Here is a 22,920-nt window from a genome sequence, read left to right as displayed (position 1 = left end):
AGGCAAAACCCTACAATTTGTTTCCGTGTTACTCGCTTGTGCCCACGTTTCAGACACAGCGGTAACACCCGGACACACTCAGCGCACTCACTGTGCGCTGCGGGCCTTGGCCACGCGGGAACCGGTAGGGCGGCCCAATACCGTGCAAATCTGCTGACCGGCGAGCATCAGGGCGTCGAGGTCGATTCCAGTGTCGATGCCCAGGCCGTTGAGCAGGTAAACCACGTCTTCGGTGGCGACGTTACCGCTGGCGCCCTTGGCGTAGGGGCAGCCGCCGAGACCTGCGATGGAGCTGTCGAACACCGAGATGCCTTCCAGCAGGCTGGCGTAGATGTTGGCCACAGCCTGGCCGTAGGTATCGTGGAAGTGCCCGGCGAGTTTTTCCCGGGGCACCTCCTTCGATACCACTTCAAACATCTTGCGGGTTGCGCCAGCGGTGCCGGTGCCGATGGTGTCCCCCAGCGAGACCTCATAGCAGCCCATGACATACAGCTCGCGGGCGACCACGGCGACCTGCTCCGGGGCGACATGACCTTCATAGGGGCAGCCCAGTACGCAGGACACATACCCGCGCACGGTCACCCCATGTTGTCTGGCGGCGTCCATGATCGGCCCGAAACGCTCCAGGCTTTCGCTGATCGAGCAATTGATGTTGCGCCGGGAAAACGCTTCGGACGCCGCCGCGAACACGGCCACTTCCTTGACCCCGGCAGCGAGGGCATCTTCGAAACCGCGCAAGTTGGGGGCGAGCGCGCCGTAGACCACGCCCGGTTTGCGCTGGATCTGCGCGAAGACCTCGGCAGAGCCGGCCATCTGCGGCACCCACTTGGGCGAAACGAAACTGCCGACTTCGATATAGCCGAGCCCGGCTGCGGTCAGTGCGTCGACCAGTTGCACCTTATCGGTAACACTGATGGGTTGGGCTTCATTTTGCAGGCCGTCGCGTGGGCCGACTTCGACAATGCGTACGTGGGTGGGGAGGGGCATGGGGTTCGACCTGTGCTGATTGTTCGGAGAACCCTGTAGGAGCGAGCATGCTCGCGATGGGCTCCCAGGCACCGTGTTTATCCAGCAAACACGGGTTATCGTTAACGACCATCGCGAGCAGGCTCGCTCCTACAAGGGGTCGGGTTTTACTGAATGACTTCCTGGCTTTTGAGCGTCTGCTCCAGCGCCTGCACGCAGCGCTCTTCGGCGGTATCGAGTTCCAGTTTCATCTGTTCGATGTCCAGCATTTGCTGTTCAAGCTGCTCCCGGCGCTCACTGATTTTCGCCAGCATGCTGTGCAACTGTTTGGTGTTACCGCTGGACGGATCGTAGAGCTCGATCAGCTCGCGGCATTCAGCCAGGGAGAAACCGATGCGCTTGCCCCGCAGGATCAGCTTCAGGCTGACCTTGTCGCGGGGCGAGTAAATGCGTTCCTGGCCACGGCGCTCGGGGCTGAGCAGGCCTTGCTCTTCATAAAAGCGAATGGCGCGGGTGGTGATGTCGAGCTCGCGGGCGAGATCGGAAATGCTGTAGGTCTGGCTGCTCATGGACGCGCTCGCAAAAGGTCATGGCGCTAAGCTAATGGCAGGTTGACGTTTACGTCAAGGGGCAGCGATTTTTGCTGTTCTTGCTGGCCTCTTCGCGAGCAAGCCCGCTCCCACAGGGATCTGTGTAGGACACAAGTATTTTGTCCACTGAAGATCCAATGTGGGAGCGGGCTTGCTCGCGAAGAACGATAACGCGGTGTAACGCCCTACACCTTTTCCAGCTTTTTCTCCTGCGCCGTCACCTGCTGGCACAACTCGATCATCTGCTCGCGCATCCAGCGGTTCGCCGGGTCCTGGTCAGTGCTTTCGTGCCAGTAGAGGTGGGTTTCCACCGGCGGTACATCGTTGACCGGCAGATAAAAGGCGTGCAAATCGTTACGACGGGCGAAGCGTTCCGGTACGGTCATGACCATGTCGGTCTGCTGCAACACTTGTGAGGCCATCAGGTAATGCTGGGAGCGCAGGGCGATCTTGCGCTGAATGCCCATCTTGCCCAGCGCCAGGTCGACATAGCCGAGGCCGCTGCGACGACTGGAAATATGGATGTGGGTCAGGCTCAGGTAATCGTCCAGTGTGAGTTTTTCCTTGCCCGCCAGCGGATGCCCCTTGCGCATGGCGCACACGTAGCGGTCCTCCATCAACTTGACGTGACGCACCTGCGGGTCGGTGTTGAGCGGCGCATCCACCGCAAAGTCGAGGCGACCGGCGGCCAGTTCCTTGGTGGTTTCGCGACGTTTGGACAGGAAGCTTTCGATGATCACCGCCGGAGCCAGGCGGCGCAGGCGCTGGAACAGCGGCGGCAGGATCACCGCTTCGGTCAGGTCGGTCATGCTGATGCGATAGGTCTTGACCGCTTGCTGCGGGTTGAAAATGCGGCTTTCCTGCACCGACACGCGCAGCAGCGAGAGCGCGTTGCGTACCGGGCCGATGATGTTCTGCGCCATGGGCGTGGGCACCATGCCCTGGGCGGTGCGCACGAACAACGGGTCGTTGAAGGTCTCGCGCAACCGGGCCAGAGCGTTCGACACCGCTGGCTGGGTAATGCCCACAATCTGCCCGGCGCGGGTCAGGTTGGCTTCGGTGTAGATCGCGTCGAAGACGATGAAAAGGTTGAGATCGACCTTGCTCAGATTCATTACGCGGCTCTCTTATTGTGTGGGCGGGCTGACCGTGACGATCAGCCGATCATATATCGGTGATGAATGTTTATACACGCCGAGAATAGGCTAGGTAAATTATCAACGCTGTTCTAGCATCGATACATGACCTAAAACAACCTCCCCCAAGAAGGTATCTCGCTCATGGATTTCGCTTATTCGCCCAAGGTTCAGGAACTGCGTGAGCGCGTAACAGCGTTCATGGACACCTACGTCTATCCCGCCGAAGCCGTGTTCGAGCGCCAGGTCGCCGAGGGTGATCGCTGGCAGCCGACGGCGATCATGGAAGAACTGAAACTCAAGGCCAAGGCCGAAGGCCTGTGGAATTTGTTTCTGCCTGAGTCCGAACTGGGTGCCGGCCTGACCAACCTCGAATACGCGCCACTGGCGGAAATCATGGGCCGCTCGCTACTGGGGCCAGAGCCGTTCAACTGCTCGGCACCGGACACCGGCAACATGGAAGTGCTGGTGCGTTACGCCAACGAAGAGCAGAAACAACGCTGGCTCGAACCGCTGCTGCGGGGCGAGATCCGCTCGGCGTTCGCCATGACCGAACCGGACGTTGCGTCCTCCGACGCCACTAACATGGCCGCCCGTGCCGTGCGCGATGGCGACGAGTGGGTGATCAACGGCAAGAAATGGTGGACCTCGGGTGCTTGCGACCCGCGCTGCAAAATCCTGATTTTCATGGGCCTGAGCAATCCGGACGCGCCACGTCACGCCCAGCACTCGATGATTCTGGTGCCGGTGGATGCGCCCGGTGTGAAGATCGTGCGTCCACTGCCGGTGTTCGGTTACGACGATGCACCTCATGGGCACGCCGAAGTGCATTTCGAAAACGTGCGGGTGCCCTACGAAAACGTCCTGCTGGGCGAAGGACGCGGCTTCGAAATTGCTCAAGGTCGCCTTGGCCCTGGCCGGATTCACCATTGCATGCGTTCGATCGGCATGGCCGAGCGCGCCCTGGAACTGATGTGCAAGCGCTCGGTGAACCGCACGGCGTTCGGCAAGCCTCTGGCACGCCTGGGCGGCAACATCGACAAGATCGCCGACTCGCGGATGGAAATCGACATGGCACGCCTGCTGACGTTGAAAGCGGCGTACATGATGGACACCGTCGGCAACAAAGTGGCGAAAAGCGAGATCGCGCAGATCAAGGTCGTCGCGCCAAACGTGGCATTGCGGGTGATCGACCGGGCGATCCAGATCCATGGCGGGGCAGGGGTTTCCAACGATTTCCCGCTGGCCTACATGTATGCAATGCAACGCACCCTGCGCCTGGCCGACGGCCCGGACGAAGTGCACCGTGCGGCAATCGGCAAGTTCGAAATCGGCAAATATGTGCCGAAGGAGATGATGCGTAGCGGACACTAAGACCGCGGCGCCTGCCATTCGCGAGCAAGCCCGCTCCCACATTGGATCTCTCCACGGCGAAGATTCAGTGTGGGAGCGGGCTTGCTCGCGAAGGCGTCATTCCATTCAATGCACCAACATCTGGCTCAATACACCCAAACCTCAACCCGCCGATTCTTGATCCTTCCCTCATCGGCGCTATTGGCCGCCACCGGCATTTCGGCACCGAATCCGCGAATCTCGCGAAACACCACGCCGCTCTTCACCAACTCCCGCCGTACCGCCATGGCCCGCAGCTTCGACAACAGATCGGCGCGCGCCGGGTCGCTCTTGGCATCGCCAAACCCCACCAGCGTCACTTGCCCAGCCGTTTTGTCGTGCAGCTTTATATAGTCGAGCACCCGCCACAGGTCTTGTCGGGCCTTGTTGTCCAGGGTGGCGCTGCCTTCCTCGAAACGGAAGTTCACCGACAACCGTTGAGCATGTCTGCTTAGCGCCTGATAACCCTCTGGCATCAGCGCATTGGGGGTAACGGCCATGGCCTGGACGGTTTGGGCAATAAAACCGTTGGCGGCCACAATGGCCTGACCCTTAGTGCTTTGGGCAAACGCCACCAGGGCATTGGCCCAGGGATTTTTTCCGTTGGGTGGCAGATAGAAGAACAGCCGACGGGACAGCGGATAATCTTCCGTGGCAATCAGGCTGTTGAGCGGCGGCATGGCTTGCGATTGACCGTCGACAATGGCCACGGCTTTAGCCTGGCGCACGTAGGGCAAACCGATGAAACCGATGCCTTGCGGGTCTGCGCTGACCGCATCGGACAGTTGCTCGCTGGACTCGAAGCGCTTCGCCGCACCGCCGAGGGTTTTCCCGTGGCCGCTGAGGACCAGTTCCTTGAAGGTGTCGTAGGTCCCGGACTGATTATCCCGTGCATACAAATGAATCGGCCCGCCGCGACCGCCAATGTCTTCCCAGCTCTTCACCTCGCCACTGAAAATGCGCGCCAGTTGCACGGTGTCGAGTTGGTTCAGCGGATTGTCCGGATGAAGGATGATCGCCAGGCCATCGATGGCAATGACCTGTTCGGCGCTCGGGCTTTTCAGGTCGCCGAGCGATTGCAGGCTGGCCAGTTCGCTGTCCTTGATCGGGCGCGACGAGGCGGCCAGATCGGCGCTGGCTGCTTTGAGTGCAGTGAAACCGGTGCTGGAGCCATGGGCCGCTACCTCCACCACGACCCGACGGCCCTGAACGGTTTCGCCGACGATGCGCAGTTCGTTGGCGGTGTCCGGGGTTTCACGGCGGATCTTGCGCAGGCCCTGTTCACTCAACAGACCCTCGACCAGCGCTGGCCCCAATGCCGCACCGATGGTGTTGGAACCCTGAATCCGCAGCGCCGGGCCGTGTTCGGGTGTCGGCAAGTCGCCGGCCGAGGCCGCCTGCGGCAAGCCCGTGCACAGCATCAACAGGAACAACACGCGCAGCATCATGCCGGCACCATATATAGCCAAAGGAGGTGTCGGGAGATTAAGTCAGTAAGGTTTCCGAAAAATGACGCTTTGCAAATGTGGGAGCGGGCTTGCTCGCGAAGGGGCCATAACATTCAATGTCGATGTTGAATGTAAGACCGCCTTCGCGAGCAAGCCCGCTCCCACAAGGTATTGATGTGTCTGTTAGATGTCAGCTCAACTCAAGCCAGATCGGCGCATGGTCCGAAGGTTTTTCCATGCCTCGCAGTTCATAGTCCACACCGGCGGCCTTCACCCGTGGCAACAAGCCGTGGGAGGCGAGGATCAGGTCGATGCGCAGGCCACGCTTGGGCTCGTCTTCGAAGCCACGGCTGCGATAGTCGAACCAGCTGAAGGTGTCGGTCACGTCCGGGTTCAAGTGACGGAAACTGTCGACCAGGCCCCAGTTCTTCAGACGGGCCATCCACTCGCGCTCTTCCGGCAGGAAGCTGCACTTGCCGGTTTTCAGCCAGCGCTTCATGTTGTCCGGGCCGATGCCGATGTCGCAGTCTTCCGGGGAAATGTTCACATCGCCCATCACCACCAGCGGCTGGTCGTTCTTGAACTGGCTTTCCAGCAATTGCTGCAAATCGCCGTAGAAACGCTGCTTGGCCGGGAACTTGGTCGGGTGGTCGCGGCTTTCGCCCTGTGGGAAATAACCGTTCATGATGGTCACCGGCACGCCGTTGGCGTCGGCGAAGGTGCCCCAGATGAAGCGTCGTTGGGCGTCTTCTTCGTCGGTGGCGAAACCTTTATGCAGGGCCAGCGGCTTCTGGCGCGAGAGCAGGGCGACGCCGTAATGGCCTTTTTGCCCGTGGAAGTACACGTGATAACCCAGGGCCTGCACCTCGGCCAGCGGGAACTGTTCGTCGTGGACCTTGGTTTCCTGCAAGCCGATCACATCGGGCTGGTGCTTTTCGATCAGCGCCGCCAGCTGATGGGGGCGGGCGCGCAGCCCGTTGATGTTGAAGGAGACGATCTTCATGGTCGGCAGTCCTGGCAAAAGGGCGATGCTAGCTGACATGTGGGAATCGGGCCAGTGTGGGGTGAGGGGATTCGGTTGTGCCTGTCAGATGTATATGGGCAGTGATGGCCCTTTCGCGAGCAAGCCCGCTCCCACAAAAGCAAGGCTGGCGCATCACCTGTGGGAGCGGGCTTGCTCGCGAAGGCGATTTCATTGCCTACACTCATTTCGGAACTGTGTCAGCGCCAACAGGCTCGTAACAACAAGAGCGCAGCCACCCGAGCTGTGCCGGGGAGATCAACCGTCATGCCCGAAACCTCGACCGCCATCGCCGATATTCACATGCTCGACAGCGGCTACGGCCGCGAAGCGCGTTCGTTGCTGTACCAGGCTTATCGACACGAGCCGACCTTCGGTTATCTGTTCGAAGCCGAGCGCCCCGGCTACGAACAGCGGGTTCGCGCCACCGTGCGCGAGTTGGTGACCCAGCACTTTTTTCAGGACCTGCCGGCCATCGGCCTGCTGGTCAACGACCGCCTGATCGGTATCGCCCTGATCGCACCGCCGCAACGTCGCCTTGGCGTCACCGAAAGTTGGGCCTGGCGCCTGCGCATGGTGCTCAGTACGGGATTTCGCTGCACCCGTCGCTACCTCGAATATCACGCGGCCGTGGAGGCCTGTGTGCCGAATGAATCGGTGCACGTCTTGCCGTTGCTGGGGGTTCATCCGCAGTTCCAGGGCAAACATTTCGGTGAACAACTATTGCAAGCCGTGCACAACTGGTGCGCAGTGGATGAAAATTCACAGGGCGTGATCCTCGATACCGGGAACCCTCGCTACCTGGAGTTCTATAAGCGCCAGGGCTATCAGGAAATCGGTGAAGTTGCCGTAGGACCGATTCGCGAGCACGTGTTTTTTCACCCCAATCCCCAGGTGTTACAAACAGCAACGGCTTGAACGGCGAACTTTCTTTGCATGTCAGGCTCTATCACGCTTCCATGTTCATGATCCATGCTCGTGATAGCATCCGCGCCTATGAAGTTTCCAGGAAGAATTACCAGCGGTGTGCTGATGCTGATGACCAGCTGCGCAGCGCTGGCACAAAGCGAATTGGATGTACGGATCAAACCGTCCAATGACGAGCTGAAAGCCAATATCGAAGGCTATATCGGCAGCCTCGGCGATCGCGATGAAGAAGCGTTGCTGCGCTTCAGCCGTGGCGCCGAAGAACAGGCGCGCAAGGCCGCCCAGGCCTTGGGCTATTATCAGCCGCACATCGACAGTGAAGTGAAGGGCGGCGAAAAGCCGCGCCTGGTGTTGACGGTCGACCCCGGCGAGCCGGTGCACTTGCGCAACGTCACGGTACGTGTCGACGGTCCGGCAGCCTCCCTCAAGGCCTTTCGAATTCCCAAAAGCGACGCGCTCAAGCCCGGCGCCGTGCTCAACCATGGGCATTACGAGGACGCCAAGCGCCTGATCCAGAATCAGGCTTCGCGTTATGGCTTTTTCAGCGGCCGTTTCACCCGTTCAAAATTGTCGGTCGATCCGCGGGCCGGCGTTGCCGATATCGAACTGATCTATGAAAGCGGTCCGCGCTATACCTTGGGCAAGGTCAGTTTCGAGGGCGATACGCCGTTCGATGACGAGTTGCTGCAACGCATGGTGCCGTTCAAGACCGGCACGCCGTATGACTCGGAGCTGATCGCCGAACTCAACCAGAACTTGCAATCGAGCGGCTACTTCGAAGGTGTGCGCGTGGACGCGGCACCCACGGCGTCCAGGGACGAGGCGATCCCGGTGGACGTCAAGCTCGAAACCCGCAAGCCGCGGACCATGGGCCTGGGCCTTGGTTTCTCCACCGACGTCGGCCCGCGGGCCAAGGCCAACTGGACCCGGCACTGGGTCAACGCGCAAGGGCACAGTTATGGCTGGGAAACCGAAGTCTCGGCACCTCGGCAAAACGTCGGGCTGTTCTACGACATTCCGCTGGACCCGCCACTGACCGACAAACTGCGTTTTGCCGGTGGCTACCAGAATGAAGAAATCGCCGATAAGGACAGCCACAGCAAGCTGCTGACCCTCGGCCCCGAGTGGCACAGCAAACTGCCCAGCGGCTGGCAACGGGTGGTGTCGCTGAAGTGGCAGCGCGAGGATTATCAACTGGGCGATGACTCGGGACTCAGTACCTTGCTGATGCCCGGTGTGAGCTATTCGTACCTCAAAAGCGACAACCGCATCGACCCGCACAACGGTTATCGCCTGCAATTCGAATCCAAAGTGGCCAAGGAAGGTCTGGGCTCCGACAGCAACCTGCTCTACGGCACGGCATTGGTCAAAGGCCTGACCACGGTGTTCGATAAACACCGCCTCCTCGGGCGGGTGCAGGTCGGCGGCAGTGCCACCAACGGTTTCAAATCGGTGCCGCCATCGCTGCGCTTCTTCGCCGGTGGCGACCAGAGCGTGCGTGGCTACGACTATCAGAGCCTGTCCCCGGAAAACTCCGACGGCGACCGCATCGGTGGCCGCTACATGGTCGCCGCCAGCGCGGAGTATCAGTATTCCATCGCCGAAAAATGGCGGATCGCGACCTTTGTCGATCAGGGCAACTCCTTCAACACGCTCGAACTGCCGAACCTCAAGACTGGCGTCGGTATCGGCGTGCGCTGGGTATCGCCGGTGGGGCCGATCCGCCTCGACCTGGCCCATGCGCTGGACGACGATGGCGGTATTCGACTGCACTTTTCCATGGGGCCTGAGCTGTGAAGCGTGGTTTGAAAGCAACACTGCTGACGATGGCGGCGCTGCTGGCAGTGGTTGTCCTGACGCTGGCCACGGTGCTGGCCACGGCGACGGGCAGCCGCTGGGCATTGGGTTTCGTGCCGGGCTTGACCCTGGAAAACTTCCAGGGCCGGCTGGGCGGGCAGTGGAGTGCCGACCGGGTGCTGTGGCAGCAGGACAGCAACCGGGTTGAACTGAGCAAGGTGATTTTCGCCTGGTCGCCGTTGTGCCTGACCCGCATGACCCTGTGCATCGAGCAATTGCAGGCCGATCAGGCCAGCCTGACGTTCCCGCCGGGTGCCGAAGAGCCAGACAGCGGCCCGATCACGCTCCCGGAGCTGAAGTTACCGTTGGCCCTCGAACTGGGAGAGATCAAGGTCGGCAGCCTGTTGTTCAACGGCAGCGAAGAGCTCAAGGGCCTGCAACTGGCGGCGCACTGGACGACGGCCGGTTTGAAGATCGACGCAGTGTCGTTGCAGCGCGATGACCTGAGCCTGGACCTGTCCGGCCTGTTGCAGCCCTCCGGCAACTGGCCCCTCAGCGCCTCCGGCAAGCTGACCCTGTTGTCGACACCTGCCCCCCTGGCGCTGGCGCTGAAAGTCGACGGCGACCTGCTCAAGACCCTGAACCTGAACGCCGACAGCAGCGGTTACCTCAACGGGCAACTGACCGGCGAACTGCAACCGCTGGTGGAAAACCTGCCGGCCAAGGTGCGGATCACCGCCGATGGCTTCAAGCCCAGCGCCGATCTGCCGGACACCCTGCAACTCAATCAGCTTGAACTCACGGGGGCAGGCGACTTGAAGAACGGCTACGCGCTGCTCGGCAAAGCCACGCTGCCCGCCGAGCAAGGGCCCGTCACCCTGGCGCTGCAAGGCAAGGTCGACGCCAAGGGCGCGCAGATCGCCGCGCTGGACCTGACCGCCAACGACAAGCAAAGCCTCAAGCTCACCGGACAGCTGGATTGGAGCAAGGGCTTGAGCGCCGAGGCGAAGATCGACTGGCTGGATTTCCCGTGGCACAGGCTCTATCCGCTCATCGACGAACCGCAGGTAGCGCTTCGCACGTTCACCGGCGAAGTCTCTTACACCGACGGCAAGTACCTCGGGCATTTCGCCGCGGCGGCGGATGGTCCGGCCGGCGCCTTCACCCTGGCCAGCCCTTTCGCGGGCGACCTGACGAAAATCTACCTGCAACAGATTCAACTCCAGGCCGGGCAGGGCAAGGCTGAAGGGCACCTGAACCTGCAATTCGCCGACGGCATTGCCTGGGACACCGCGCTGGACCTGTCGGCGATCAACCCGGCGTACTGGGTCGCAGAGCTGCCGGGCACACTGGCCGGGCCGTTGCGCAGCACGGGTGAGATGAAGAACGAGGTGCTCAGCCTCAATGCCGATCTGGACCTCAAGGGCAAACTGCGCGGTCAGCCAGCAGTGATCCAGGCCAAGGCCGATGGCCGTGGCGAGCAATGGAACCTCAATACCCTGCAAGTTCGCCTCGGCGACAACAGCATCAGCGGCAAAGGCAGCCTGCAACAGAAACTCGCCGGCCAGATCGATCTCAAGTTGCCGCGCCTGGCCCAGCTCTGGCCGCAACTGCGGGGCCAGCTCAATGGCCGCGTGGATGTCGCCGGCACACTCAAGGCGCCCCAAGGCAAGCTTGACCTGCAAGGTTCGCAGCTGGCTTTCCAGGACCATCGCCTGCAAAGCCTGAACCTGGACGCCACGCTGGACAGTGCGCAACGGGCGAAAGTCGACCTCAAGGGCAGCGGCATCCGGGCGGGCGACACTTTACTGGGAACCCTGACCGCCAGCGGCCATGGCGACATCAAGAACCAGAAACTGAACCTCGATCTGCAAGGGCCGAAGCTGAAACTGGCGCTGGGTCTGGACGGTGCGCTGGACAAAGGCAATTGGCGCGGACGCCTGGCCAGCGGTGATATCCAGGCCGGTGGCCAGGACTGGAAGCTGCAAGGGCCGGCGAAACTCGAACGTCTGGCGGACGGCAAAATCACCTTTGGCGCCCATTGCTGGGCCTCCGGCCAGGCCAGCCTCTGCGGTGAAGACTCGCGCCTGATGCCCGAGCCGAAGCTGCGTTATCACCTCAAGCAATTCCCGATCGACAGCCTCGCGCAGTGGTTGCCGAAGGATTTCAGCTGGCAGGGCCGGCTCAACGCCGAGCTGCAACTGGACCTGCCGGCCAGTGGCCCGAACGGCCAGGTCAGCGTCGATGCCGGCGGCGGCACGTTGCGCATCAAGGACAAGGACCAGTGGCTGGACTTCCCGTACCAGACCCTGAAACTCACCAGCAAACTCACGCCCAAGCGCATCGACACCGAGCTCAACTTCGTCGGTGGCAAACTCGGCGAACTGATGGTGCAGGCGCAGCTCAATCCGTTGCCGAAGAACAAACCATTGAGCGGCTCGTTCCGCTTGAGCGGGCTGGACCTGTCGGTGGCGCGACCGTTCGTGCCGATGGTCGAGAAGCTGACCGGTCGCTTGAATGGCAGCGGCACGATTTCCGGTGGGCTGCTGGCACCGCAGGTCAATGGCAGCCTGCAACTCAGCGACGGTCAGATCTCCGGTCCTGAATTGCCGATGGAGCTGAAAAATCTGCACCTCCAGGCGCTCATCGCCGGTGAAAGCGTGCAACTGAACGGTGGCTGGGACAGCGGCAAGGCCGGGCATGGCAGCCTGAACGGCAACGTCGCGTGGGGCCAGGCGCTGGTGGTGGATCTGGCGCTCAAGGGTTCGCAGTTGCCAGTCACCGTCGAGCCTTACGCCAAGCTGGAAGTCGCGCCTGACCTGAAAATCTCGATGAAGGGCGATGAGTTGGTCATCGCCGGCAAAGTGCTGGTGCCCAGGGGCGACATCACCATTCGCGAGTTGCCGCCATCGACGGTCAAGGTCTCCGATGACACGGTGATCGTCGGTCAGCAGACCGAGGAGGGCAAGCCGCCGCTGGCAATGAAAATGGATATCGAAGTGCTGGTCGGCGAGGACAAGCTGAGCTTTGCAGGATTTGGCCTGACCGCGAATGTGCAGGGGCACGTGCACATCGGCGACAACATGGACACCCGTGGCGAGCTGTGGCTCAACGATGGGCGATATCGCGCCTACGGCCAGCGGCTATCGGTGCGCCGGGCACGCTTGCTGTTTGCAGGTCCCATCGATCAGCCGTACCTGGACATCGAGGCCATTCGCAAGACCGACGACATCATCGCCGGCATTCGTTTGAGTGGCAGCGCCGAGCAGCCGACCACGCAGATCTTCTCCGAACCGGCCATGAGCCAGGAGCAGGCCTTGTCCTATCTGGTGCTCGGGCGTCCGCTGAGCAGCAATGGCGAAGACAACAACATGCTCGCCCAGGCGGCCCTCGGGTTGGGCTTGATGGGCAGCTCCGGGGTGACCAGCGGCATCGCCAAGAACCTGGGCATCCAGGACTTCCAGCTGGACACCCAGGGCAGTGGTGACGCCACCAGTGTGGTGGCCAGCGGCAATATTTCCGAGAAGCTCAGCCTGCGCTATGGCGTCGGCGTGTTCGAACCGGCCAACACCATTGCCCTGCGCTACAAACTGAGCAAGAGGGTCTACCTCGAAGCCGCCGGCGGCGTGGCCAGTTCGCTGGACATCTTCTACAAGCGGGATTTCTAGGCCCGCATTCCGTACAAAAGACCGAGTCGCCCCATTCGCGAGCAAGCCCGCTCCCACAGGTTCAGCGTGATCCCTGTGGGAGCGGGCTTGCTCGCGAAGGCGTCTGAGTTATCACCGCAATACCCGACTGCGTTTATCAGGTATTTAGCAAGCAACCTAACTATTGCGTTGACATTCGCTGCCTAGGCAGTAACATCTTGACATACATTCACTGCCTAGGCAGCTAATTGGTGGTCAGATGAAACATTTCTCCCCGGAAGATTTCCAGAATTGCCATCTCGGCCTGTTGCTCGGGCGTGCCGCGCTGCTCAAGGACCGGATCCTCGACACCCGCATGGAACCCCACGGCATCACGGCCGCGCAGTTCAAGGTGTTGATCATCATGGCCCAGTACGGCGTCGATTCGCCGGGCGAGTTGTGCCGTCACCTGTCCCTCGACAGCGGCTCGATGACGCGCATGCTCGATCGTCTGGAACAGAAAGGTTTCCTTGCCCGCCAACGCTCCGAAGCGGATCGCCGCCAGGTGCAGCTTGTGCTCACGGAAGAAGGGCAGAAGCTCGCCGGGCGGTTGCCGCACATCGGCGCAGAAGCCATGAATGAACTGGCCGGTGCCATCACTCCGGAAGAACTGAAAACCCTGGAGTTGATCCTGAAGAAAATTTTGGTGGCAGCCGGTGACGCGATCACCCTGCTGCGGGTAGGTGACAAATGAGCAGTAACCCCTTGCGTACCGGCTTGAGCCTGGTGCTGTTGGCCATGAGCGTCGCCGGTTGCGCCAGTTACAGCGGCCTGAAAACCGAAGGCGTCAGCCTCGACGCGAAGACCCTCAAGGCCGGGCAATCCCTCAGCGGTGTGACGTTGTCCCCCGCGGCCTGGCCAAAAAGCGACTGGTGGAAAAGCCTCGGCGACCCGCAACTCGATGACCTGATCCGCGAGGCCCTGCGCGACAGCCCGGACATGCAGATCGCCGATGCCCGTGCCCATCAGGCCAGCGCCGCAGCCTACGCCGCCGACGCTGCGCGGATGCCGACCCTGGATGCCAGCGCTGGTATCAGCCGCTCGCGCCTGGCCCGGGACCAGGACCCGCTCGGGCAGGGTGACGCTTACGCCACCGTTCGCAACATCAGCACCGGTTTCAACTACGACTTCGACCTGTGGGGCGGTCAACGCGATGCCTGGGAAGCGGCCCTCGGCCAGGCTCGCGCCGCCGAAGTCGACCAGCAGGCTGCGCAACTGACGCTGGCCGCCGATGTCGCCCGGGCCTATAGCGATCTCGGTCAGGCGCACATTGTCTACGACCTGTCCAACGAGGACCTCAAGCGCACCCGGCAAATGCTCGACCTCAGCCAGCGGCGCCTGACTGCCGGGATCGACAGCCAGTACCAGTTCCAGCAGACCGAAAGCCTGGAAGCCACTTCCCGGGCCAACCTGATCGACGCCGAAAAACGCTTGAACAGCGCGAAAATTGCCCTGGCCGTTCTGCTCGGCAAAGGCCCGGACCGCGGCAATGAAATTGCCCGACCCAACATTCTTCAGTCGAGTGCGGTAGCGCTACCTTCGGTGCTGCCGGCCGAACTGCTGGGGCGTCGCCCGGATCTGGTGGCCGCGCGCTGGCGGGTCGAAGCGGCGAGCAAAAGCATCGACGCCGGCAAGACCCGGTTCTATCCCAACCTGAACCTCAGTGCCGCTGCCGGCGCCGAATCCTTGCTGGGCGATGCGATGTTTGGTTCGGCCAGCCGTTTCTTCAACATTGCACCGACGATCTCTGTGCCGATCTTCGACGGTGGCCGCTTGCGCGCCGACCTCGATTCCCGTGACGCCGATTACGACCTCGCCGTGGCGCAGTACAACAAAAGCCTGGTCAAGGCGCTGGGGGATGTCAGCGACAGCGTCAACCAGTTGCGTGACATCGGCCGGCAGATCGCTGCCCAGCAGCACGCCACCGACATCGCCCAGGATTCCTACAACACCGTGGTCCAGCGTTACGGTTCCGGCATCGGCAACTACCTGGACGTGCTCAGCATCGAGCAGCAATTGCTCCAGGCCCAGCGCCAGCTGGCCAACCTGAATGCCGAGCAGATCGACCTGTCGATCCAACTGATGCAGGCGCTGGGCGGCGGTTTCCAGCCTGAGGCCATCGCCTCGGCCAACGCCACGTCAGCCACGCTGACCCACTAATTCAAGGTACTTGTCATGGCCACTGCCGATACAACTCAACCTCCTGAAAACACCCGGGGCAACCCCAATTCGGGCAAGCGCAAGTTCATGCTGCTGGTCCTGGCTGCCGTCGTCGTGCTCGGTTGCGCGGGTGTCTGGGCCTACCACGAATTCTACGGGCGCTGGAGCGAAAGCACCGACGACGCCTATGTGAACGGCAACGTGGTGGAAATCACGCCGCTGGTCACCGGCACCGTGGTCAGCATCGGTGCCGATGATGGCGATCTGGTCCATGAAGGCCAGGTGCTGGTGAACTTCGACCCGAACGACGCCGAAATCGGTCTGCAAAACGCCCAGGCCAATCTGGCGCGTACCGTGCGTCAGGTGCGTGGCTTGTACAGCGATGTGGACGGCATGAAGGCCCAGGTCAACGCCCAGAAAGCCGAAGTGCAAAAGGCCCAGGACAACTTCAGCCGCCGCAAGAACCTCGCCGCCGGCGGGGCGATTTCCCAGGAAGAGCTGTCTCACGCCCGCGACGACCTGACCTCGGCGCAAAACGCCCTGGCCAATGCCGAACAAAAGCTCAAGACCACCAGCGCGCTGGTCGATGACACCGTGGTTTCATCGCACCCGGACGTGATGGCCGCCGCCGCGCAACTGCGTCAGGCCTACCTGAACAACGCCCGCAGCACCTTGATTGCGCCGGTGACCGGTTACGTGGCCAAGCGTTCTGTACAACTTGGCCAGCGCGTGCAACCGGGTACCGCGCTGATGGCGGTGATTCCGCTGGATCAGCTGTGGATCGACGCCAACTTCAAGGAAACCCAGTTGCGTGACATGCGCATCGGCCAACCGGTGGAGATCGAGACGGACCTGTACGGCAGCAGCGTCAAATACAGCGGCACCATCGACAGCCTCGGCGCCGGGACCGGCAGTGCGTTTGCCTTGCTGCCAGCGCAAAACGCCACCGGCAACTGGATCAAAATCGTGCAGCGCGTGCCGGTGCGAGTCCACGTCAACGCCGAGGAGCTGGCCAAACATCCGCTGCGGGTCGGCCTGTCGACCATGGTCGATGTGGACCTGCACGACCAGAGCGGGCCGGTGCTGGCGCAACAGCCGCCGCAGAAGGCTTCGTTCAGCACCAGCGTCTACGACCGTCAGCTGACCGAGGCCGACGCGATGATCACCCAGTTGATCCACGACAACAGCGCCGCGGTCAGCAAGACCGCGCAACGCTGATATGCCATTACATCGACCCTGTGGGAGCGGGCTTGCTCGCGAAGGCGGAGCGTCAGGCGACATCCATGTTGAATGTGCCGACCTCTTCGCGGGCAAGCCCGCTCCCACAGGGTTAGCTGCGCCCGTCTGGTTTCAAAGGATTTGCGATGAGCAATAACGCGTCTTTCACACCGCCCAGCCTGTTGCTCAGCACCATCGGCCTGTCGCTGGCGACCTTCATGCAAGTGCTCGACACCACCATCGCCAACGTGGCGCTGCCGACGATTTCCGGCAACCTGGGCGTGAGTTCGGAGCAGGGCACCTGGGTGATCACCTCGTTCGCCGTGAGCAACGCCATCGCCTTGCCGCTGACCGGTTGGCTCAGTCGGCGTTTCGGCGAAGTGAAGCTGTTTGTCTGGGCGACATTGCTGTTCGTGCTGGCTTCGTTCCTGTGCGGAATTTCCACCTCGATGCCGGAGCTGGTGGGCTTCCGGGTGCTGCAAGGGGTAGTGGCCGGGCCACTGTACCCGATGACCCAGACCCTGCTAATTGCGGTTTACCCCCCGGCGAAACGGGGGCTGGCGCTAGCGCTGCTGGCGATGGTCACGGTGGTCGCGCCGATTGCCGGGCCGATCCTCGGCGGCTGGATCACCGACAGCTACAGCTGGCCATGGATTTTCTTCATCAACGTGCCGATCGGCCTGTTCGCGGCATGGGTGGTCACCCAGCAGATGAAAAAGCGCCCGGTGGTCACCAGCCGCCAACCGATGGATTACGTCGGTCTGATCGCGCTGATCATCGGCGTCGGGGCTTTGCAGATCGTGCTCGACAAGGGCAACGATGCCGACTGGTTCGAATCCAGCTTCATCGTGATCGGCTCGGTGATTTCGGTGGTGGCCCTGGCGTTCTTCGTGATCTGGGAAATGACCGACGAACACCCGGTGGTCAACCTGCGCCTGTTCGCCCATCGTAACTTCCGCTACGGCACCATCGTGCTGATCCTGGGCTATGCCGGGTTCTTCGGGATCAACCTGATTTTGCCGCAGTGGCTGCAAACGCGGCTGGGCTATACCGCGACCTGGGCCGGTTTTGCCGTGGCCCCGCTGGGGATCCTGCCGGTGCTGCTGGCGCCGTTTGTCGGCAAGTACGCACCGAAATTCGACATGCGCCTGCTGGCGGGCGGGGCGTTCCTGGCCATCGGCCTGAGCTGTTTCATGCGCGCAGGCTTCACCAATGAAGTGGACTTCCAGCACATCGCCATGGTGCAGCTGTTCATGGGGATCGGCGTAGCGCTGTTCTTCATGCCGACCCTGACCATCCTGCTCTCGGACCTGCCACCGAACCAGATTGCCGACGGTTCGGGGCTGGCGACGTTCTTGCGGACTTTGGGCGGCAGTTTCGCGGCGTCGTTGACCACCTGGATCTGGATTCGTCGGGCGGACCAGCACCACGCCTACCTGACCGAAAGCATCACCCCCTTCGATCCGGCGACCCGCGAAGCGCTGACCCACCTGGGCGGGGCAGGGGCCAAGGCCTACACGCAGCTGGAGCAGACGGTGATCAGCCAGGCGTACATCATGTCCACGGTGGACTACTTCACCTTGCTGGGCTGGATGTTCCTGGGGCTGATCCTGATTGTCTGGCTGGCCAAGCCGCCGTTTACGGCGAAGGCCGGGCCAGAGGCCTCGGCGGGACACTAAACACCGCAAAACCATTGTGGGAGCGGGCTTGCTCGCGAAAGCGGTGGATCAGTCGATATAGATGTCGACTGACACGCCCTCTTCGCGAGCAAGCCCGCTCCCACAGGGTTATGTGTCTGGTTTCAGTTCGCGGGTGCTGCCAGTTGCGGTGGCGGAGTGAAATCAAACGGCGCCAGCGCAAACCCTTGCTCATCCACCTGCAATGCCCACCCTTGACGATCCCAGTCCCCCAGCACAATGCGCCGGGCCGCTTGCTCGCCAAGCTGCAACTTGTGAATCGCGGGACGGTGGGTATGCCCGTGGATCAGGGTTTTCACGCCGAATTCCTGCATGATCCGCGGAATCTCTTCGGGCGTGACATCGACGATGTCATTGGCCTTCATCCGCGTTTGCGCACGGCTTTCACTGCGCAGTTTGCGCGCCAGCTTGTGCCGGGTGCGCAGCGGCAGATGCCGCAGGATGAACAGGGTGATCGGGTTGCGCAGGTAGCGACGCAGCTTCATATAGGCTTCGTCGCGGGTACAGAGGCTGTCGCCGTGCATCAGCAGCACCGGCTCGCCGTTGAACTGCACGACACTCGGATCCTTCAACAAGGTGCAGCCGGCTGCTTTGCAGAAGGCCTTGCCCAACATGAAGTCGCGATTGCCGTGCATCAGGAAAATGGCCGTGCCGCTGTCGCTCAATTCGCGCAGGGCCTGGCAGATGGAACGCTGGAAGGGTGTCATGGCGTCGTCGCCAATCCACACCTCGAAGAAGTCGCCCAGAATGTACAACGCACTCGCCGAGCGGGCGCGTCCGGCGAGCAAATCCAGAAACGCCCGGGTAATGTCCGGGCGCTCCTCTTCCAGATGTAAATCTGAAATCAGCAATATCACTCAATGATCTCGGCTTTCTCGATGATCACGTCGTCTGCCGGTACGTCCTGGTGGCCGGACTTGGAAGTGGTGGCCACGCCTTTGATCTTGTCGACAACGTCGGTGCCTGCGGTCACTTTACCGAATACTGCGTAGCCCCAGCCCTGAACGTTCTTGCCGCTGTGGTTCAGGAAGCTGTTGTCCGCCACGTTGATGAAGAACTGTGCGGAAGCCGAATGCGGCTCCATGGTGCGGGCCATGGCGACGGTGTACTTGTCGTTGGAAAGACCGTTGTCGGCTTCGTTCTGGATGCTTGGGCGCTTGTCTTTCTTTTCTTTCATGCCTGGCTCGAAACCGCCGCCCTGGATCATGAAGTTACCGATGACACGGTGGAAAACGGTGTTTTCGTAGTGACCGGCTTTAACGTACTCAACGAAGTTGGCCACGGTGATCGGGGCTTTGTCAGCGTTCAGTTCGAGGACGATGTCACCGAAGTTGGTAGTCAGTTTGACTTGGGTCATGATCGTTACTCACTTGAGGAATTCGTGGTGTTGGAACATCGCGTCCCGCCACCGGTTCAGCCTTTTTGGCCAAGGTGCGCAGTTTAGCGTGCCAGACGCGAATTTCGAGGCTGTTTTTTCATTTGCAGCCTATTAAATGCGACGGTTTACAGAGTGCGCTCTGTCAGGTACTTGACGGCATCGGCTATGATAGCGGCTTTGTTTTGTCCGGCCTTCATTACGGCCACGCACTTGTACGTTCAAGGATCCTATGAGCAAGCCCACTGTCGACCCTACCTCGAATGCCAAGACCGGCCCTGCCGTGCCGGTCAACTTCCTGCGGCCGATCATCCAGGCAGACCTGGACTCGGGCAAGCACACGCAGATCGTCACCCGTTTTCCGCCTGAACCCAACGGCTACCTGCACATCGGCCACGCCAAGTCGATCTGTGTGAACTTCGGCCTGGCCCAGGAGTTCGGCGGCGTCACGCACCTGCGTTTCGACGACACCAACCCGGCCAAGGAAGACCAGGAATACATCGACGCGATCGAAAGCGACGTCAAATGGCTGGGCTTCGAATGGTCCGGCGAAGTGCGCTACGCCTCGCAGTATTTCGACCAGTTGCATGACTGGGCGGTGGAGTTGATCAAGTCCGGCAATGCCTACGTCGACGACCTGACCCCGGAACAAGCCAAGGAATACCGTGGCAGCCTGACCGAGCCGGGCAAGAACAGCCCGTTCCGCGACCGCAGCGTCGAAGAGAACCTGGACCTGTTCGCCCGCATGAAAGCCGGCGAGTTCAAGGACGGCGCACGGGTGCTGCGGGCCAAGATCGACATGGCCTCGCCGAACATGAACCTGCGTGACCCGATCATGTATCGCATCCGTCACGCTCACCACCACCAGACCGGTGACAAGTGGTGCATCTACCCCAACTACGACTTCACCCACGGTCAGTCGGACGCCATCGAAGGCATCACCCATTCGATCTGCACCCTGGAGTTCGAAAGCCACCGTCCGCTGTACGAGTGGTTCCTCGAGCACTTGCCGGTACCGGCCAACCCGCGCCAGTACGAGTTCAGCCGCCTGAACCTGAACTACACCATCACCAGCAAGCGCAAGCTCAAGCAGCTGGTCGATGAAAAGCACGTCAACGGCTGGGACGACCCGCGCATGTCCACGCTGTCGGGTTTCCGCCGCCGTGGCTACACGCCTAAATCGATCCGCAACTTCTGCGAAATGATCGGCACCAACCGTTCCGACGGCGTGGTCGACTTCGGCATGCTCGAATTCAGCATCCGCGACGACCTCGACCACAGCGCCCCGCGCGCCATGTGCGTGTTGCGTCCGCTGAAAGTCGTGATCACCAACTACCCGGAAGGCCAGGTCGAAAACCTCGAACTGCCGTGCCACCCGAAAGAAGACATGGGCGTGCGCGCGTTGCCGTTCGCCCGTGAAATCTACATCGACCGTGACGACTTCATGGAAGAGCCGCCCAAGGGCTACAAGCGCCTGGAGCCGGCCGGTGAAGTGCGTCTGCGTGGCAGCTACGTGATCCGCGCCGACGAAGCGATCAAGGACGCCGATGGCAACATCGTCGAACTGCGCTGCTCCTACGATCCGGACACCCTGGGCAAGAACCCGGAAGGTCGCAAGGTCAAAGGCGTGATCCACTGGGTGCCGGCCGCTGCCAGCGTCGAGTGCGAAGTGCGTCTGTACGATCGTCTGTTCCGTTCTCCGAACCCGGAGAAGGCCGAAGACAGCGCCAGTTTCCTGGACAACATCAACCCTGATTCGCTGCAGGTACTCACCGGTTGTCGTGCCGAGCCTTCGCTGGGCAATGCACAGCCGGAAGACCGTTTCCAGTTCGAGCGCGAAGGTTACTTCGTCGCCGATCTCAAGGACTCGAAACCAGGTCAGCCGGTATTCAACCGTACCGTGACCCTGCGTGATTCGTGGGGCCAGTGATTTAGCGTCAAGGAATAAACGTGCTTACGATCTACAACACGCTCACCAAGAGCAAAGAAGTCTTCAAGCCGCTCGATGGCAACAAGGTGCGCATGTACGTGTGCGGCATGACCGTGTACGACTATTGCCACCTGGGCCACGGCCGCAGCATGGTCGCGTTCGACCTGGTGACGCGCTGGTTGCGCTTCAGCGGCTACGACCTGACCTACGTGCGCAACATCACCGACATCGACGACAAGATCATCAATCGGGCCAATGAGAACGGCGAGTCGTTCGAAGCGCTGACCGAACGCATGATCGCGGCGATGCACGAAGATGAAGCGCGCCTGAACATCAAGAAGCCGGACATGGAGCCGCGTGCCACGGATCACATCCCTGGCATGCACGCGATGATCCAGACCCTGATCGACAAGGGCTACGCCTACGCCCCGGGCAATGGCGACGTGTACTACCGCGTCGGCAAGTTCATGGGCTACGGCAAGCTGTCGCGCAAGAAGATCGAAGACCTGCGCATCGGCGCACGCATCGAAGTCGACGAGTCCAAGCAGGACCCGCTGGACTTCGTATTGTGGAAAGCCGCCAAACCGGGCGAACCGAGCTGGGAATCGCCATGGGGCGCCGGGCGTCCGGGCTGGCACATCGAGTGCTCGGTGATGTCCACCTGCTGCCTGGGCGAGACCTTCGACATTCATGGCGGCGGCAGCGACCTTGAGTTCCCGCACCACGAAAACGAAATTGCCCAAAGCGAAGCGGCCACCGGCAAGACCTACGCCAACGCCTGGATGCATTGCGGCATGATCCGTATCAATGGCGAGAAGATGTCCAAGTCCTTGAACAACTTCTTCACCATTCGCGACGTGCTCGACAAGTACCACCCGGAAGTCGTGCGTTACCTGCTGGTGTCGAGCCACTACCGTAGCGCCATCAACTACTCGGAAGACAACCTCAAGGACGCCAAAGGCGCTCTGGAGCGTTTCTACCACGCGTTGAAAGGCCTGCCGAACGTGGCGCCAGCGGGCGGCGAAGCCTTCGTCGAGCGCTTCACCCAGGTGATGAACGACGACTTCGGTACGCCGGAAGCCTGTGCGGTGCTGTTCGAGATGGTCCGCGAGATCAACCGCCTGCGTGAGAGTGACCTGAACGCTGCGGCCGGTCTGGCCGCCCGTTTGAAAGAACTGGCCAGCGTGTTGGGTGTGTTGCAACTCGAAGCCGATGACTTCCTGCAGGCCGGCGCCGAAGGGCGTGTGGATGCAGCCGAAGTCGAGGCGCTGATTGCCGCGCGTCTGGCGGCACGCGCCGGCAAGGACTGGGCCGAATCCGACCGCATCCGCGACCAGCTCACCGCCATGGGCGTGGTGCTGGAAGACGGCAAGGGCGGCACGACCTGGCGTCTGGCTGACTGATTGCCTTGTTGGCTACGCCTTTTACAAAAGCAGAAACCCGCCTTGTGCGGGTTTTTGTTTGTGGGTATGGCAGGAAAATGCTATTCCAGCAGTGCTGACGCCTTCGCGAGCAAGCCCGCTCCCACATTTGATCTACGGTGTGTTTGAGTTTGGTGTACGACGCAAATCCAATGT

At 61.4% G+C, this 22,920-nt stretch carries 17 protein-coding genes; 10 read left to right on the top strand and 7 right to left on the bottom strand.

Going from position 1 to position 22,920, the window contains the following annotated elements:
* Positions 1-87 precede the first annotated feature (87 nt).
* The 3 genes from PspS34_RS18350 to PspS34_RS18340 form a co-directional block, all read right to left on the bottom strand.
* Entirely contained in the window at positions 88-987 is a 900-nt protein-coding gene (locus PspS34_RS18350; protein ID WP_159390265.1) for a hydroxymethylglutaryl-CoA lyase, read from the bottom strand.
* A 146-nt stretch (positions 988-1,133) separates the two neighbouring features.
* Positions 1,134-1,535, bottom strand: a complete 402-nt coding sequence (locus PspS34_RS18345; protein WP_057714129.1) for a MerR family DNA-binding transcriptional regulator — start codon at positions 1,533-1,535, stop codon at positions 1,134-1,136.
* 206 nt (positions 1,536-1,741) lie between these two features.
* A complete protein-coding gene (locus PspS34_RS18340) occupies positions 1,742-2,671 on the bottom strand; it encodes a LysR family transcriptional regulator (RefSeq protein ID WP_090456650.1) in 930 nt (309 codons plus the stop codon).
* 165 nt (positions 2,672-2,836) lie between these two features.
* Between PspS34_RS18340 and PspS34_RS18335 the strand changes: the two genes are divergently transcribed.
* Positions 2,837-4,066 carry an acyl-CoA dehydrogenase gene (locus tag PspS34_RS18335; protein ID WP_095059574.1) on the top strand — a complete coding sequence of 410 codons (1,230 nt, stop codon included), beginning with the start codon at positions 2,837-2,839 and terminating at the stop codon, positions 4,064-4,066.
* Between the two features lie 125 nt (positions 4,067-4,191).
* Here PspS34_RS18335 and PspS34_RS18330 read toward each other — a convergent pair whose 3' ends face one another.
* Complete coding sequence (locus PspS34_RS18330) at positions 4,192-5,532, bottom strand: phosphate ABC transporter substrate-binding/OmpA family protein (RefSeq protein ID WP_154861361.1); 1,341 nt, start codon at positions 5,530-5,532, stop codon at positions 4,192-4,194.
* Between the two features lie 190 nt (positions 5,533-5,722).
* Positions 5,723-6,535, bottom strand: coding sequence for an exodeoxyribonuclease III (xthA, locus tag PspS34_RS18325; protein WP_154861360.1), 813 nt, complete (start codon positions 6,533-6,535; stop codon positions 5,723-5,725).
* A gap of 285 nt (positions 6,536-6,820) precedes the next feature.
* Here xthA and PspS34_RS18320 point away from each other — a divergent pair, with 285 nt between their 5' ends.
* From PspS34_RS18320 to PspS34_RS18290, 7 genes are all read left to right on the top strand, one after another.
* The gene (locus PspS34_RS18320) at positions 6,821-7,471 is read left to right on the top strand and encodes a GNAT family N-acetyltransferase (protein ID WP_154861359.1); all 651 of its coding nucleotides are present in this window, start codon (positions 6,821-6,823) and stop codon (positions 7,469-7,471) included.
* A gap of 78 nt (positions 7,472-7,549) precedes the next feature.
* Complete coding sequence (locus PspS34_RS18315; RefSeq protein WP_102671588.1) at positions 7,550-9,277, top strand: autotransporter assembly complex family protein; 1,728 nt, start codon at positions 7,550-7,552, stop codon at positions 9,275-9,277.
* Positions 9,274-12,945 (top strand): translocation/assembly module TamB domain-containing protein, encoded by a 3,672-nt coding sequence (locus tag PspS34_RS18310; protein ID WP_154861358.1) that lies wholly within the window; start codon positions 9,274-9,276, stop codon positions 12,943-12,945. The genes PspS34_RS18315 and PspS34_RS18310 overlap by 4 nt, the downstream gene beginning before the upstream one ends.
* 238 nt (positions 12,946-13,183) lie before the next feature.
* A complete protein-coding gene (locus PspS34_RS18305; RefSeq protein ID WP_154861357.1) occupies positions 13,184-13,657 on the top strand; it encodes a MarR family transcriptional regulator in 474 nt (157 codons plus the stop codon).
* Entirely contained in the window at positions 13,654-15,123 is a 1,470-nt protein-coding gene (locus PspS34_RS18300) for an efflux transporter outer membrane subunit (RefSeq protein ID WP_154861356.1), read from the top strand. Before PspS34_RS18305 ends, PspS34_RS18300 begins: the two co-directional genes overlap by 4 nt.
* 15 nt (positions 15,124-15,138) lie before the next feature.
* Positions 15,139-16,341 carry an HlyD family efflux transporter periplasmic adaptor subunit gene (locus PspS34_RS18295; protein WP_154861355.1) on the top strand — a complete coding sequence of 401 codons (1,203 nt, stop codon included), beginning with the start codon at positions 15,139-15,141 and terminating at the stop codon, positions 16,339-16,341.
* 146 nt (positions 16,342-16,487) lie between these two features.
* A complete protein-coding gene (locus tag PspS34_RS18290) occupies positions 16,488-18,020 on the top strand; it encodes a DHA2 family efflux MFS transporter permease subunit (protein WP_150812604.1) in 1,533 nt (510 codons plus the stop codon).
* Positions 18,021-18,142: 122 nt separating this feature from the next.
* Here PspS34_RS18290 and lpxH read toward each other — a convergent pair whose 3' ends face one another.
* Positions 18,143-18,895 carry a UDP-2,3-diacylglucosamine diphosphatase gene (lpxH, locus tag PspS34_RS18285; RefSeq protein ID WP_090456633.1) on the bottom strand — a complete coding sequence of 251 codons (753 nt, stop codon included), beginning with the start codon at positions 18,893-18,895 and terminating at the stop codon, positions 18,143-18,145.
* Positions 18,892-19,395, bottom strand: coding sequence for a peptidylprolyl isomerase (locus PspS34_RS18280; RefSeq protein WP_008053603.1), 504 nt, complete (start codon positions 19,393-19,395; stop codon positions 18,892-18,894). The genes lpxH and PspS34_RS18280 overlap by 4 nt, the downstream gene beginning before the upstream one ends.
* Before the next feature lie 250 nt (positions 19,396-19,645).
* Here PspS34_RS18280 and PspS34_RS18275 point away from each other — a divergent pair, with 250 nt between their 5' ends.
* Both PspS34_RS18275 and cysS read left to right on the top strand, forming a co-directional pair.
* Complete coding sequence (locus PspS34_RS18275; protein ID WP_150812606.1) at positions 19,646-21,343, top strand: glutamine--tRNA ligase/YqeY domain fusion protein; 1,698 nt, start codon at positions 19,646-19,648, stop codon at positions 21,341-21,343.
* A 20-nt stretch (positions 21,344-21,363) separates the two neighbouring features.
* Positions 21,364-22,746: a cysteine--tRNA ligase gene (gene cysS / locus PspS34_RS18270; protein ID WP_007970481.1), complete on the top strand. Its 1,383-nt coding sequence runs from the start codon at positions 21,364-21,366 to the stop codon at positions 22,744-22,746.
* The last annotated feature ends 174 nt before the right edge of the window (positions 22,747-22,920 follow it).

Source organism: Pseudomonas sp. S34, assembly GCF_009866745.1.
GTDB classification, from domain to species: Bacteria; Pseudomonadota; Gammaproteobacteria; order Pseudomonadales; family Pseudomonadaceae; genus Aquipseudomonas; species Aquipseudomonas jessenii.
The sequence above is the reverse complement of the archived record's forward strand: the minus strand, read 5'-3'. Positions and strand labels throughout refer to the sequence as shown.